Here is a 14,495-nt window from a genome sequence, read left to right on the forward strand (position 1 = left end):
GAACGCGCTACGCCTGCCCGCCCGCGGCCTCGACGACCGTCACGACCTTCGAATTGCCCTCGAGCGTACGGTGCACCGGGCACTTGCCGGCGATCTCCGCCAGCTTGTCGGCCAGTTCGGGCGCGACCTCCCCATCCACGGAGATCCGGCGTTCGAAACGGTCGATCTTGCCGCCATTCGTGCGCTCCTCCTCGCTGCACTCCGCGCAATCGGAGGCATGCACCTTGGCATGGCTGACCTCCACGGTGACGGCACCCAGCGAAACCTTTTTGAAGTCGGCATACATGCGCAGCGTCATCGAGGTGCAGGCACCCAGTGCGGCGGACAGCAAATCGTAGGGAGACGGGCCGGAATCCGTGCCGCCGACGGAAGCCGGCTCGTCCGCGAAGAACCTGTGAACGCCGGCCTGCACGGTGTTCTGGAACTTCGACTGGCGAGTCTCGGAAACGCGGACATTCTCGACCTTCTTCTCGCCCTGCGGCTGGTCCTTCGGCAGAAAGCGGGTTGCCCAGCCCGCGATCACGGACGCGGCGAAATCGGCATCCTCCGGTCGGGTCAGAAGGTGGTCGGCCTGATCGAGGGAAATGTAGCTCTTGGGATGGCGCGCCGCCGTGAAGATGCGTTCGGCATTGTCGATGCCGACAACCGCGTCGAGCGGCGAATGCATGATGAGGAGCGAGGCCCTGAGCTTCGGCAGGCGATCGAGAAGGTTGACGGAGCGCGCAGCCTCGACGAATTCCTTTCCGATCCGGAACTTGCGTCCGGAGAGCGTGACCTCGGCCTCGCCATCGCGCTCGATGGTCTCGATATCCGCGTGAAAACTGCGCAGGACGTGCTCGGCGTCCGCGGGGGCGCCGATGGTGACGACGCCCTTGACCTCGGGGATTTCATGCGCGGCGACAAGCACGGCGGCACCGCCGAGCGAATGACCTACCAGCAGAGACGGTGCTTCCAGGCGTTCCCGCATGTAATTGGCGGCGGCGACAAGATCCGCGACATTGGACCGGAAGGAGGTGTTGGCAAACTCGCCCTCGGAGGAACCGAGTCCGGTGAAGTCGAACCGCAGGACCGCGATGCCGAGACGCGCCAGGTTGCCCGCGATCCGGCGGGCCGCAAGGATGTCCTTGGTGCAGGTGAAGCAATGGGCAAACAGCGCACAGCCGCGCAGCACGCCATCCGGCAGGTCCAGCCTGGCCGCAAGCATCTCACCCGTCGCAGAGGGAAATTCCAGTCTCTCGGTCGCCATCGCAGCCTCTCCGCACAAAACAAAAATCGTGCTGCAGGCTAACCGGCGGCATCGTCACCGTCAGCCAACAATTTGTTGATCCGTTCCTGTTCCTCAGGCGTCAGGTGCGCGACCGGCGCGGCGCGGCTGCGACCGCGATAGAGAAAGGCGACAGCCGCCCCGCCAAGCAGAAGACCGAGCAATGGCGTCCCCCAGAGCAGCAAGTTGCGCGCCGACATGCGCGGCCGAAGCAGCACGAACTCGCCGTAACGCGCGACGACAAAATCCATCACTTCCTCGTCGGTGTCGCCCTCCACCAGCCGCTCGCGCACGATAACGCGCAGGTCGCGCGCCAGCTCGGCGTCGGAATCATCGATGGACTGGTTCTGGCAGACGAGGCAGCGCAGCTTGGCAGAGATGTCGCGGGCACGCTGTTCGAGAACGGGATCGTCCAGCATCTCGTCGGGATTGACCGCCATGGCGCCCGTCGCGGTCAGCAGGACCAGCACGCAGGCTGCGAAAAAGCGTTTCACGGACACCTCCCCTACTCGGCGGCGGCAAGCGCCGCACGGCGCCTGGCGGAGGGCTTCGGTACGCCGACACGCAGGCGGCGATCGGACAGCGAGAAAAGCCCGCCGATCATCATCAGGACCGGACCGAGCCAGATCAGCGTAACCTGCGGCTTCCACCACAGCCGGACGACGATCTGGTTCGCGCCTTCCACCGGATCGCCGAGGGCGACATAGAGCTGGCTGAAGCCCGTCGTGTAGATGCCCGCCTCCGTCGTCGGCATGCCGCGCGCCGTGTAGAGACGCTTGGCCGGCTCGATCGTCGTGACGCGGGCGCCGGCGCGGCTCACGGTGAAGCTGGCGACATCCTCCGTGTAGTTCGGGCCCCTGCGGGCAGTGGCGCCGTCGAAGGTGATCGTGTAGCCGGCGAGCTCGGTCGTGTCGCCGGGCGCCATTCGCAGAACCTGTTCCTGCTGGAAGGCCGATACCGTCACGATGCCCAGCACGGCGACGCCGAGACCGGCATGGGCGAACGCAGTGCCCCAGACCGAACGCGGAAGGCCGCGCAGGCGCGCGAACGCCTTGGCCAGACCAGCCCTGGGCAGGCCGGACTTCTGCCACAGATCGGCAAAGGAACCGAAGACAAGCCAGAAGCCGATGGCGACTCCGAAGGCGGCGAGCAGCGGCAGGCCGTCCGCGAACCACAGCGTCGCGAGACCGGCGACGAGCGCGACCGCGGCGAACAGGTAGAGCCGCTGCATCGCGGCGAAGATGTCGCCGCGCTTCCAGGCGAGCAGCGGCCCGAAGGGCACCGCGATCAGCAGGGGCACCATCAGCGGCACGAAAGTCGCATCGAAATAGGGCGCGCCGACGGAGATCTTCTCTCCGGTCAGCGCCTCGACCGCCAGCGGATAGAGCGTGCCGACGAAGACCGTGGCCGTCGCCGTGGTCAGGATCAGGTTGTTGAGCACCAGCCCGCCCTCGCGCGAGATCGGGTGGAACATGCCGCCGTTGGACAGGGCGGAGGAGCGCAGCGCGAACAGGAACAGCGCGCCACCGATGAAGAAGACCAAAATGGCGAGAATGACGATGCCGCGGGTCGGATCGGTGGCGAAGGCATGCACGGAGGTCAGCACGCCGGAACGCACAAGGAAGGTGCCGAGCAGGGACAACGAGAAGGCGAGGATCGCCAGAAGGATGGTCCAGACCTTCAGCGCCTCGCGCCTTTCCATCACCAGCGCGGAATGAAGCAGCGCCGTGCCGGCCAGCCAGGGCATGAAGGAGGCGTTCTCCACCGGATCCCAGAACCACCAGCCGCCCCAGCCGAGCTCGTAATAGGCCCAGTAGGACCCCATGGCGATGCCGGCGGTCAGGAAGACCCATGCCGTCAGCGTCCACGGCCTCACCCAGCGCGCCCAGGCAGCGTCGATGCGTCCCTCGATCAGCGCGGCGATGGCGAAGGAGAAGGAAATCGAGAAGCCGACATAACCGAGATAGAGAAGCGGCGGATGGATCGCGAGGCCCACATCCTGCAGGATCGGGTTCAGGTCGTTGCCCTCCAGCGGGGCCGGAGACAGGCGCAGGAACGGGTTCGAGGTGAACAGGATGAAGCCGGTGAACGCCACCGTGATCAGGCCCTGCACCGAAATCACCATGGCGCGCAGGCTGGGCGGCAGGTTGTCGCCGAACAGCGCCACCAGCGCGCCGAACAGCGCGAGGATGAGAACCCAAAGCAGCATGGAGCCCTCGTGGTTGCCCCACACACCGGAGATCTTGAAGATCAGCGGCTTCTGCGAATGCGAGTTCTCGACGACGTTGACCACCGAGAAATCCGAGGTCACGTAGGCCCAGGTGAGCACGGCAAATGCGACCGCGATGGCGACGAATACGGCATAGGCAAGGTTCGGCGCCATGGCCATCTGCCTTGCGTCACCCGTCCTGGCACCGACGAAGGGCACGACGGTCTGCACGACCGCCAGCGCAAGCGCCAGCACGAGGGCGTAATGTCCGAGTTCGATGATCATTGCGCCGCCGCGGCTCCCTCCTCGCCCTGCCAGTAGCCCTGCTCCTTCAGGCGGTCGGCGACCTCCTTGGGCATGTAGTTCTCGTCATGCTTGGCGAGCACCGTGTCGGCCAGGAAGGTTCCGTCCGGCTGGAGCTGTCCCTCGGCCACCACGCCCTGCCCTTCCCTGAACAGGTCCGGCAGAATGCCCGCGTAGCGGACCACGATGATGTCGTTCGCATCCTCGATGGCAAACTCGACGCCGGCATCCTCGGCATTCTTCACCGACCCCATCGCGACCAGGCCGCCAAGGCGGACGCGGCCGGAATTCTCGGCCGGCGCGGCCAGCAGCTCGGATGGCGTGCGGAAGAACGTCACCTGCTCCGACAGCGCTGTCAGGACCAGCGCGACGGAGACGCCGAGCATCGCGAGCGCGCCGAAAATCACCGTGAAGCGTTTCTGCTTGCGTGTCATTGGGCTGCCTCCCCCGATGAAAGGCCGAGCGCATCGGCGAATGCCGCGATCTCGGCATGCTTGTCGGCATCCTCCGCGAATGCGTCCAGTGCGCGGCCAAGCGCATCCGTCGCCTCGTCGGCACGGCCGAGCACCGCGTAGGAGCGGATCAGGCGCTGCCAGCCGGCAACGTCGTCGGGATTGTCGCGCAGGCGCTCGTCAAGCCGGGCTATCATGCCGAGTATCATCTCCTCGCGATCCCCGGCGCTCATCTGCTCGGCATCGCGCATGGTCTCCTCGTCCAGCCGGGGCGCCGATGCCTCCGCCGCGGCGGCGGCGAAGCGGCGCAAGCCTTCGGCCGCGGCGGCCTTCCACTCGGGCGCGGCGCCGGGATCGTCCACGATTGCCTGCCAAGCCGCGACCGCGCCGCCCTCATCGCCGGCCTGGGCGGCCGAAAGCGCCAGGAAGAAGCGCGAGCGGCTGTCGCCGCCGTCCAGTTCGAGCGCGCGCTCGAACTCGGCGCGGGCATTTGCGTCCACGAGTCCCTGGGCCAGCATGTAGTAGGCCTGCCCGAGGCCGGAACGGCGCTGCGCCGACTCGCCCTGAAGCGCGATCGCACGCTCGAAGGCGTTGCGCGCATCGGCCGCACGGCCAAGGCGCAGATACATGGGTGCCAGCACATCCCAGCCGCGCCCGTCCTCCGGATTGGCATTGAGATGCGCCTCGGCGCGGGCGACGAGCTCGTTGATGTCCATGCCCTGAATCGTCTGCGATGACGCCATGGGCTGGCGTTCCTCGAGCCTCGCGGCAAGCGGCTGCGCTTCCATGCCTGGCGAGCCCGTGAGTGAATAGACGATGACTGCGGCAAAGGGGACGAACACGGCCGCGGCAACCAGCATCGCGATACCGGAGCGCCGGCGCTTTACCGCGGCGCGGCTTTCCGCCTCCGCGGCCTCGCCGGCGGTGATCAGCCGGCGACCGATCTCGGCGCGGGCATAGTCGGCCTCGGCGGGGTCGATGGCGCCGCGGGCGATGTCGGCCTCCAGCTCGCGCAACTGATCCTTGTAGATGGCGACATCGAAATCGTGCCCGTCAGCGGCGGCGGTTTCCGGCGCGCGCGCGACCGGCCAGAACACGAGGGCCAGCAGCAGAAGGGTCAGCAATGCGGCGAAAAGAGTAAACAGCATGCCGTTCAAATAGATGTGCAGGCCGGGATTGCCAATCGAATTCCCGTGGACGCGACATTTTCACGCTCGCCGCGCACCGGCATTGACTTGTGTCAGGTCAACGGCGTCCAGCTGCCGTCAGGGTTGCGGCACGCCGTGCCGCGGTTCGTCACCGGCGTCCCGCCCGCCACAACGGTATGGCTGTACTGGCGGCAGTCCTGCGACCCGACGCGGTAGGGCTGCGATGCGACCACCTGGCCGGAGAACCGGCCACCGGGGTTCCCCCAGGCCACGGCCTCACCGGCCGGGGTGTATTCGAGCGCCTGGTATTCCGCCTGCAGGGCCTTGTTGCGGGTTGCGGGGTCCATCCGGTCATGGATGCCGCGGTCGATGATGCCACCGTTGAGCGCGCTGACCAGCGTCGTACTTTCCAGCTTCTCCGAGGACTCGCCGATACGCGGAAAGGCGCTGAATGCAAGATCGGGCACATTCGTTCCGGCGCCGGTGCTGCACCCCGCGACCGCGAAGGCGAGAATGGCTGCCAAGGCAAGTTTTCCGGTGCGCATGATCTTCAAGTCCGTTTCCGATTCGACAGAAGCCCGGCGGCCAAACATGACCATAACTGTGTCGGGATTTTGTTGTGCAAGTGTTATACTTACTTCGGGGAAATTCAATGCCCCGCCGCGGGCAGCACGATATCGACCCGCAGCCCGCCCGCCTCGCTTTCGCCGAGTTCGACCGAGCCGCCATAGGCGCCCGCGGTCTCGGCAACGATCGAAAGGCCGAGACCCGTGCCGGGCACGGATTCGTCGATCCGCTTGCCGCGTTTCAGGGCCGTTTCGCGCTTGTCGGCATCTATACCGGGACCGTCGTCCTCCACCACAAGGCTCAGCCAGCGGCGCCCGTCCCGCGTTCCCGCGTCGCCGACGGCGAGCGTGATGCGCTCGCGCGCCCATTTGCCGGCATTCTCCAGCAGGTTGCCGAGGATCTCCTCAAGATCTTCCTTTTCCCCCATGAAGACAGGCGCCCGCGCCTGCATCTGCAAGTCTATTCTCTTGTCCGGATTGAGCTTTCGCATGACGGATACCAGCTTCTCCGCGACCGGCCCGACCTCGGTACGGAAGACGATGCTCTCGCGCTGCGCGGCAATGCGGGCGCGTTTCAGGTAGTGCTGGATCTGGTAGTCCATCGCCCTCGCCTGCTCTGCGACGACGGCTGCCGAGGGACCGGCCTTGGCGGCGGCCTCGTTCGTCAGCACGGAAAGCGGGGTTTTCAGGGAATGGGCGAGATTGCCGACCTGGGTGCGCGAGCGCTCGACGATGCGCCGGTTGTTGTCGATCAGCGCGTTCATCTCCTCGACCAGCGGCTCGATCTCGCTGGGAAACCGCCCTTCCAGGCTGGTCGCGGCGCCGTTGCGGATCGCGGCCAGCGCCCGTCGCACGTGATCGAGCGGACGCAGGCCGTACAGCAGGATCGCGGCGTTGATGACCACGACACCGAGGCCGAAGAGCGCGAGCATCAGCCCGACGCGGCGGGCGAAATCGCCCACCGTGTACTCGAACTCGGTCTGGTTCCCGGCTACCTGGAAGCGGGCAATACGACCTTCCCCGAGATCGATCTCCGATTCCAGAACCCGGATCGTCTCGCCGTCCGGCCCCTCGGACAGGAACCGGCGCCGGAACTGGTTGTCGAACGGCACGCGCGCGAGGGGCGGCGCGGCGAAGTCCCCGCCCGCCAGCGAAGGCGAGACGAGCGGCCGACCTTCCACGTTCTCGACCGGAACGACGCGCCAGTACCAGCCGGAACCCGGCTGGAGAAACTGCGCGTTGCCGAGGTTGGGCGTGCCGGCAAGCGTGCCGTCGCCGGCCACCGAGACCGCGCCGACGAGATTGAACAGCTGCGCTTCCTGCAACTGGTCGAAGCCGCGCTCGGAATCGGCGCGGTAGAGCCCGATCAGCAGCCAGCCGAGCAAGGCAATGGCGGCAGCCGCCCAAAGGCTGGAAAACAGGATGACACGGAAGCCGAGGGAATCGAGACGAAGCTTCAATGCCCTATCCGGCCTTCTTGTCCTGCTCGTCCGGCGCGGTCATGCGATAGCCGAGGCCGCGCACGGTCTCGATCAGGTCATGGCCGGCGAGCTTCTTGCGAAGCCGCCCGACGAATACCTCGATGGTGTTCGAGTCGCGGTCGAAATCCTGGTCGTAGAGATGCTCGACCAGCTCTGTCCGCGAAACCACCTCGCCGACATGGTGAGCGAGATAGGACAGCAGCCGGAACTCGTGGGATGTGAGCTTCAGCGTCACGCCGTCCACGATCGCCTTGGAGGCCCTGGTGTCCACGACCAGCGGGCCGCAGCGGATTTCGGAGGAGGCATGGCCCGCGGCGCGACGGATCAGGGCGCGCACCCGTGCAAGCACCTCCTCGACATGGAACGGCTTGGTCACGTAATCGTCGGCGCCGGCGTCGATGCCGGACACCTTGTCGCTCCAGCGGTCGCGCGCGGTCAGGATCAGCACGGGCATGGTGCGCCCGTCCTCGCGCCAACGCTGCAGCACCGAGATCCCGTCCATAACCGGCAGGCCGATATCGAGCACCACGCAGTCATAGGGCTCGGTGTCGCCCAGGAAATGGCCTTCCTCGCCGTCCGCCGCCGTGTCGACGACATAACCGGCATCCTCCAGCGCGGATTTCAGCTGTGCATTGAGCGATGCGTCATCTTCGACGACGAGAATTCGCATGGATTCGTCCCTCTTGCGGAAACGGCAGGACGCTAACGCAACGGCAGCAAAAGGCCAACCGCGCGGTGCGCCCGGCGTCGGCTAGCCATTGACTATGATTTCCTCGCGGCGCGGCCGCTGGCCGTTGGACCCGGGAATCAGCAGCACCACCTTGCACTTGCCCCCGGCCACGGCTTCCGCGCTCGCCAGTTGCGCGCCACGCTGCGCAGCCAGTTGCTGGCCGACGGCATAGCAATTGTCGGCGGCAAGCGACGGCGCGGCCCCGAGAACGGGCAGTGCAACCAGCGCGGCCATGATGATGCGAAACATGATTCTGTTCTCCAACTTGGCCGCCAACCTACTGGAGCGGGCCTGAACGGAACATGAATGACAATTGTAGCCATTCATGCCCCGAAAAGGCCGCGGATTTCAACCGATCCGGCTCGTCGCACCGACGCGCCCCAGGATGGCGACGATGCCCGCGACGGCGGAGACCGCCTGCAGGATCGCCTCGGTGAGCGCGGCCTGGCTGCCGGCGTCGACCGGTACGCCGAACATGGCGCCGCACGTCGCGCCGACGCTGACCAGCGCGCTCCATATCGTTTTCGACAGGTACCAGGGCTTCACCTCGTCCATTTTTCCTTCCTTTCGTTTCAGGGGAGAGAAAGCGTGCGACGGGCGGGAATCCCCTCGCCGACCGCGAAACCGATCTGCGCGACCTCCAGCCCGATCTGCGCGCCGGGTTGATCGAGACCCAGCGCGGCGGCCGTCGCGGCGTCGAGCAGGAGCGACGGCTCCGCGGTTTCCGCCGCATGAACCACCGTTTCGCCGTCCAGCAGGCGCACGGCATAGCGCTCCTCTTCCTCGCCCAGCGGCACGTCCGGGCCGAGCCATGAATCGCCGTTCACGCGGGTTCGCCTGGTCCACGAGAAGGACACGCCGCCGCCCGCCGTCCGCGCGGCCTTGAGATGCACCGGCGAGAGCGGCGCCAGGGCGCGCAATCCGCCGGTCGCCTCCACGGTCTCGAAATAGCGGTCGGTGAAGGGCCTTCCGGCGACGCCGATGCGCAACTGCACCGGCTGGCCGATCTCGCCGGCCCGCAGCCCGGCCGGCACCACGGCTTCGTTCAGCAGCACCGCCCGCGCGCCGGCGGACGCACCGGCCAGCATCGCGTCCTCGGTGCCGCCCTGCCCGCGCAGCAGGCCCGTCAGCCGCCAGATACCCGGCGAGACCTCCTCGGCATCCATGAATTGCAGCACTTCCCAGGCCCCGTTCGCCGCCTGCACGGCCAGCAGGTTGCGGCCCGCCAGCAACGCGGTTTCGGAAACGCTCTCGAAAGCGCCCGACGGAACGGCAAGTTCCACGGCTGCGGCGCGGTCGAGCCGCCCCGAGAAGCGCCCCGTCAGTGGCGCGGTCAGCGTGCCGATCACGCCGTTCGAGAGCGCCTGCGTGCGGAACTCGAAACCCGAGGCTTCCGGCGAGACGTAAACCGCCTGTGGGCGTGGCGGTGCCGACCAGCATGCAAGCATGAAGCGATCCTGCGGATCGGCGCCGGCGGAAAGCGGCAGGTCGAGCAGAAGGAAATCCGGCACGCCCGCCGTGTCTCCCGTCGCCTGCGAGCGCTGCAACGGCAGGCGCGGCCGCCGCGAATTGGGCGGCCTGCGCATGACCGGCACCGCCTCGACGCGAAGCGCCCCGGCAAGATCCGTGCGTGTCACAAGCCAGCGCTCCGCCGGTTCCGAGGCAAAGGCGAAGACATCGCCCGGCGCAAGGCCGGCATGGCGCCACGGCAGGGAAAAGCGCAGGATCCGGCCATGCGCGCGGACGCGAGCCAGCATGCGGTCGGCGATCCCGTCGATCACGCTGGCGTCTGAAACCACCGGCAGGTCGGTCGTCTCCTGCCGGCGCGTACCGGTTTCCAGCCGCCGCGAATGGCTCGTTGCGACGCGGTAGCCGGCCAGCCCGTCACGCCACGTGGCGACGATTTCCGACGGCAGTTCGCTTTCCTGGGCGTCGGTCAGGTCGCGCAGGGCCTCGCCCTCGAGATCGGCGACCTCCCCGTCGTCGATGATCCGCGTCGCCGCCACGCCCTCTGGCCGAAGCAGAAAGCCGCCGTCGGCGGCCATGCCCGAAGCCGCCCACCCGAAGGCGGCGGCCAGCGGTTCCACCACCTCGCGCGGCGAGGCCGGGCCGGAAACGATCACGCCCTGAACCGTGTCGGCGACCGTTATCGCCACGTCCGTGCCCAGCACCTCGCCCGCCGTCTCGGCCAGCGGCGCTGCGCCCAGCCTTCCGTTCAGCCAATGGCCGGAAAGCCAGTTCGCACCGTCGCCCCAGACATCCGTCGCCACGGGAAAGGCCGGGAAAGGCCGCGCGTCCCACGCCCACAGGAAGATGCGCGCGACATCGACCATCGGCTCGCCGGTGACGGGCGAGAGCGGATTGGCGCCCGGCCCGCTCGACCAGTGCTCGAGATGCGCCTGCAGGAAGGCGCGCTGCTCGCCATCGTCGCGCCCGCCGTTGGAAAACCACGGCACGGCGCTTTCCGACGATTTCGGGTCGGGAAAGACATTGGGCTGCGTCGCCCCCTTGTCGACGGCCGGGCAGCCGAGTTCGAGGAACCAGATCGGCTTCGATCCCGGCACCCATGCAGTCGGCTGTGCCGCCTCCGCCCCGCCCACGCGCTCGAAATGCGGGTTCGACCACCAGGAAACGAGATCCTTGTAGCGGAACACCCATGGCTTGCCGGCAACGCCGTCGGTGATCGGCGTCCGGATGCGGTTCCGCCGGTCATCCTCCGAGGCATAATACCAGTCGAAGCCCTCGCCGCCGGCGATCGCACGCCGGAAGGCGGCGCGGTCGGCGGCCTGCAACTGGCCGTCGGGATTGCCGTCCGGATTTGCCTCGTCCGCGTCGCGCCAGTCCGACAGCGGCATGTAGTTGTCGATGCCGACAGCGTCGATATCGGCGTCCGCCCAGAGCGGATCGAGATTGAAGAACACGTCGCCCGAACCGTCTTGCGGGTGGTAGCCGAAATATTCCGACCAGTCGGCAGCATAGGTGATGGCGCAACCCGGGCCGACAACCGTGCGCACCTCGGCCGCCAGCGCCCTCAGCGCCGCGACGAAGGGAAACGCGCCGTCCCCGTCGCGCACCCGCGTCAGGCCGCGCATCTCCGTGCCGATGACAATGGCATCGACCCCGCCCGCCGCGACGGCGAGGTTCGCATGGTGATTCACGAAGCGGCGATAACCCTCTGGATTATCGACAAAATCCGAGACCTGAACGGAGGCCTGCGCGCCCCGGTCCGGCGTACCCGGCCGGCCGATTGCCGGATGGCAGGTGATGCGCCCACGCCAGGGATAGGCGGGCTGCGCACCGTCCGACCACGGGTCCGGCAGCGCGTTGCCCTCCGGTACGTCCATCAGGATGAAGGGGCACAGCGTCACCTTGAGCCCGCGCGATTTCAGGTCGCGGATCGCCGCGATCACGCTGGCATCCGACGGCGTGCCGCCATAGGCAGGCCTGCCGTCGGCGCGCGAGACGACATGCACCCCGGCATCGCCGCGCCCCATCCCGGCAACGCTCCATGCCTCGCTCTCGCCGCCGCCTTCGGTCTCGACCACGCCCGGGCGAATCCTGCATTCGGCCGCGCGCAGATCCGTGCCGAACCAGGCGACCACAAGCGAAACATGCTCGAGGTTCGGGCAGACCGCCTGCAACTCGTCGATGGAAGCTTCCCAGTCGGATCCCGCGTAAAGGACGTGGCGGTTGATGTCCCGCGTCTCGCCCTTGCGGGGGCTGGCGGTAACGATATGCGGCGCATAGCCGTGCTCGGTCGATCCGGGGATGACGCAGACGGCACGCATCTGCCGCTCCAGCTCGCCCACCGGGCGGATCACCTCGACCTGGAACTGCGGGATGCGGTTGCCGAAGCGCTCCAGGGGCAGCCGTTCGAAGACGACATAGGCCGTGCCGCGATAGGCCGGCGCGAGGCCTGCGCCCTGCTTCGCCTCGATCAGCGGATCGGGCATCTGGATCTCGTCGCCGGGATAGAACCGCATCTCGATGCCCGCGAGATCCAGCTCCTTGCCGTCTGCCCAGACGCGCTTGATCGCTGCCACCGGCCCCTCGCACAGGCCGATGGCGACATTGGCGAAGTAGGAATAGGTCGTGACCTTCGGCCCGCCCTTGCCGCCCTGGCGCTCCGTGCGGGCGGTCTCCTCGAAGCGGGTTGCCCAGATCACGGCGCCGGACACGCGCGCATGGCCGAAGACGCGCGCCATGGGCGTGCCCTCCTCCGCCGTCAGCGGCCGGGCGCCGGACAGGCGCGCGCCCTCGATGTGCCGGGTCGAGTTGATCAGCGCGGTGTCGATCGCGTAGCCGGCGGCGGCGCCGGCCGCCGTGCCGATGGCGGCACCGACCGGACCGAACAGGCCGCCGATCGCGCCGCCGACGGCCTGCAGCAACAGGGTCGACATGAAAAGCTCCGTCAGTTTTCCGGAAAGGCGAAAACGCCCGCCACGCGCCGTCGCCAGGACGGCACGAAGGCCGAGGCCGTCACGGAATGGCCCTCGTAGGCATGGATGATGCGGTTTGCCGGTGCCAGCAGCGCCAGGTGCTTGGCTGCCGCGCCCGCCTGCCAGCGGAAGGCGAGAATGTCGCCGGGCCGCATCCGCGCCGACTCCACCCGGTCGCAATGCGCCCCGAGCGCATCCAGCAGCGGCTCGCCGCGCGCGGTTTCCGCCCAATCGGGCGAATAGGCGAGCCGCACCGGAACGTCCTCGTTGTAAAGCTCGCGCCAGATGCCGAGCATCAGGCCGAGACAGTCGCACCCGACGCCCCTGCGGCTCTGCTGGTGGCGGTAGGGCGTACCGATCCAGGTCTCCGCGATCTCTATCGCCCTCTTCCGCCGGGCGTCACGGGACCAGCGGACCGCCATTGAAATCGCCCTCGCCATCGGCATAGGTCAGCGCCGCGTCGTTGCCCGGAATGTGCGGGAAGCCGCGGAAATTCAGACCGTTGGAAAATTTCTCCCGGCAGGTCGCGAAACGCTTGTCGCAACCGGCATGGACCGTAAACGTGTCGCCGGACGCGATGCCCGCCAGGTCGTGGCCGAACAGCGATACCGCGCTCTCGCCGCCGGGACGGTCCCTGACCGCGGCCACGGTGGCGAATGTCCCGGACCGCGCACCGGAAGTCCATGCCAGCCGACCGTGGACGAACCAGCCCTCCCCGAACCCGGCAAGCCCCGTCGCCCTCACCTGCCCGTCCTCAACGGCGACGACGACACCGGCCGCCGAAAATCCCGGCGCGGACGTGTCGAACCCGCAGCGGGCATCGCCCAGGTCGGCGTCGCAGCGGCGCAGGAAGTGGCGTCCCCGGCGCTCGTCGAACGCCGCCGACAGGCTGCGAAGTTCCACCCGGAAAGCGCCGTCGAGGCGGCGGATCTCGCCGATGACGTGCCGCTTGAGCATGCCCGCCTGGCCGGGTTCCGCCCAGTTGACCAGCCATTGCTCGACCGTGGCGCCGTCATATTTCCCGGCCTCGATGTCGGCCTCGGAGATCGCCTCGGAGGACAGCGCGCCGGCCACCTCCGCCGTGTCGACGGCAAGGCCCAACCCGCTCTCCACCGCGCCGGCGGCAAAGCCGGTCGCCGGCTCGCAGGCGACGCCCGCCGCCACCAGGGGCCGGTCGTGGTCGGTGAAGCCCAGCACGGCGCCGTCCCTGCGGCGGACGATCCAGCAGAAGCAGACACTCGTCACCGCGCCGGCGAGATGATCGCGCAGCGCCTGTGGCAGTTCGCTCATTCGAACACCTCCACGAGATGGATGTCCGGGATCTCGCCGGCATCGAAGGCCGTCTGCGTCACGGCGAGCTGCGTGTTGTCGAAACGCACGGGCACGTGGAACCCGAACCCCGCCGTCACGGACGCGCCCTCGCCCGGCGCTTCCGCCAGCGTGACGATGCCGGTCAGATGATCGACGGAGAAATCCGGCGCGGACAGCTCGATGCCGTCGACAGCTACGCGCACCGTGCCGGGAACCGGCTTCGTCACCGGCCGGTTTTCGCCCAGCGCCAGCCGGAACTGCACCGTTGTCCCGTCGCCGGTCCCGATCTCGCGGTCGAGCGGCGTCACCGCCTGGCCCGGCGGCGCGGTAGCGTGATCGACGGGATCAAAAAAGCGGAAGGCGTGCAGCGGCCCGCCGCGATCCTCGAAGAATTGCAGGAGGTTGCGCAGATCGGCGAAGGATTTGATTCCGGTCGAGATGGTGTAGCGGCGCCGCGCCCGCGACCAGCGCGCATTGCGCTGTTCGAGGCCGTTGGCCAGCCGCACGATCTCGACATGCCGCTCCGGCCCGCCGCTCGCGCCGAAGGCGAGGCGCGACGGGAAGACCACGTCGTGAAAGCTCATCGGAAACC

The 14,495-nt window shown here is 67.9% G+C and carries 14 protein-coding genes; all 14 read right to left on the minus strand.

The genetic code is table 11. The features are described 5' to 3' along the window. Positions 1-7: 7 nt before the first annotated feature. On the minus strand, positions 8-1,246 hold the full coding sequence (locus tag HTY61_RS09220; protein WP_175276507.1) for a bifunctional alpha/beta hydrolase/OsmC family protein: 1,239 nt from the start codon (positions 1,244-1,246) through the stop codon (positions 8-10). A 38-nt stretch (positions 1,247-1,284) separates the two neighbouring features. Next, a complete protein-coding gene (locus tag HTY61_RS09225; protein ID WP_246273020.1) occupies positions 1,285-1,704 on the minus strand; it encodes a cytochrome c-type biogenesis protein in 420 nt (139 codons plus the stop codon). A 65-nt stretch (positions 1,705-1,769) separates the two neighbouring features. Continuing rightward, positions 1,770-3,758: a heme lyase CcmF/NrfE family subunit gene (locus tag HTY61_RS09230; RefSeq protein WP_175276509.1), complete on the minus strand. Its 1,989-nt coding sequence runs from the start codon at positions 3,756-3,758 to the stop codon at positions 1,770-1,772. Beyond that, complete coding sequence (gene ccmE / locus HTY61_RS09235; RefSeq protein ID WP_175276510.1) at positions 3,755-4,210, minus strand: cytochrome c maturation protein CcmE; 456 nt, start codon at positions 4,208-4,210, stop codon at positions 3,755-3,757. The genes HTY61_RS09230 and ccmE overlap by 4 nt, the downstream gene beginning before the upstream one ends. Continuing rightward, positions 4,207-5,376 (minus strand): c-type cytochrome biogenesis protein CcmI, encoded by a 1,170-nt coding sequence (gene ccmI, locus HTY61_RS09240; RefSeq protein WP_175276511.1) that lies wholly within the window; start codon positions 5,374-5,376, stop codon positions 4,207-4,209. Before ccmI ends, ccmE begins: the two co-directional genes overlap by 4 nt. Before the next feature lie 92 nt (positions 5,377-5,468). Further along, on the minus strand, positions 5,469-5,921 hold the full coding sequence (locus HTY61_RS09245) for an RT0821/Lpp0805 family surface protein (RefSeq protein ID WP_175278497.1): 453 nt from the start codon (positions 5,919-5,921) through the stop codon (positions 5,469-5,471). A 104-nt stretch (positions 5,922-6,025) separates the two neighbouring features. Beyond that, a complete protein-coding gene (locus HTY61_RS09250; protein ID WP_175276512.1) occupies positions 6,026-7,402 on the minus strand; it encodes an ATP-binding protein in 1,377 nt (458 codons plus the stop codon). Positions 7,403-7,406: 4 nt separating this feature from the next. Further along, positions 7,407-8,093 (minus strand): response regulator transcription factor, encoded by a 687-nt coding sequence (locus HTY61_RS09255; protein WP_175276513.1) that lies wholly within the window; start codon positions 8,091-8,093, stop codon positions 7,407-7,409. Between the two features lie 81 nt (positions 8,094-8,174). Further along, the gene (locus tag HTY61_RS09260) at positions 8,175-8,402 is read right to left on the minus strand and encodes a hypothetical protein (protein ID WP_175276514.1); all 228 of its coding nucleotides are present in this window, start codon (positions 8,400-8,402) and stop codon (positions 8,175-8,177) included. A gap of 99 nt (positions 8,403-8,501) precedes the next feature. Further along, positions 8,502-8,708, minus strand: a complete 207-nt coding sequence (locus tag HTY61_RS09265; protein ID WP_175276515.1) for a hypothetical protein — start codon at positions 8,706-8,708, stop codon at positions 8,502-8,504. 17 nt (positions 8,709-8,725) lie between these two features. Beyond that, positions 8,726-12,553, minus strand: coding sequence for a baseplate multidomain protein megatron (locus HTY61_RS09270; protein ID WP_175276516.1), 3,828 nt, complete (start codon positions 12,551-12,553; stop codon positions 8,726-8,728). A gap of 11 nt (positions 12,554-12,564) precedes the next feature. After that, positions 12,565-13,014, minus strand: coding sequence for an NlpC/P60 family protein (locus HTY61_RS09275; RefSeq protein WP_175276517.1), 450 nt, complete (start codon positions 13,012-13,014; stop codon positions 12,565-12,567). Next, positions 12,992-13,882 carry a DUF2163 domain-containing protein gene (locus tag HTY61_RS09280; protein WP_175276518.1) on the minus strand — a complete coding sequence of 297 codons (891 nt, stop codon included), beginning with the start codon at positions 13,880-13,882 and terminating at the stop codon, positions 12,992-12,994. Before HTY61_RS09280 ends, HTY61_RS09275 begins: the two co-directional genes overlap by 23 nt. Beyond that, positions 13,879-14,487 carry a DUF2460 domain-containing protein gene (locus HTY61_RS09285; RefSeq protein ID WP_175276519.1) on the minus strand — a complete coding sequence of 203 codons (609 nt, stop codon included), beginning with the start codon at positions 14,485-14,487 and terminating at the stop codon, positions 13,879-13,881. The genes HTY61_RS09280 and HTY61_RS09285 overlap by 4 nt, the downstream gene beginning before the upstream one ends. Between the last annotated feature and the right edge of the window lie 8 nt (positions 14,488-14,495).

Source organism: Oricola thermophila (assembly GCF_013358405.1).
In the GTDB taxonomy this organism is placed as follows: domain Bacteria; phylum Pseudomonadota; class Alphaproteobacteria; order Rhizobiales; family Rhizobiaceae; genus Oricola; species Oricola thermophila.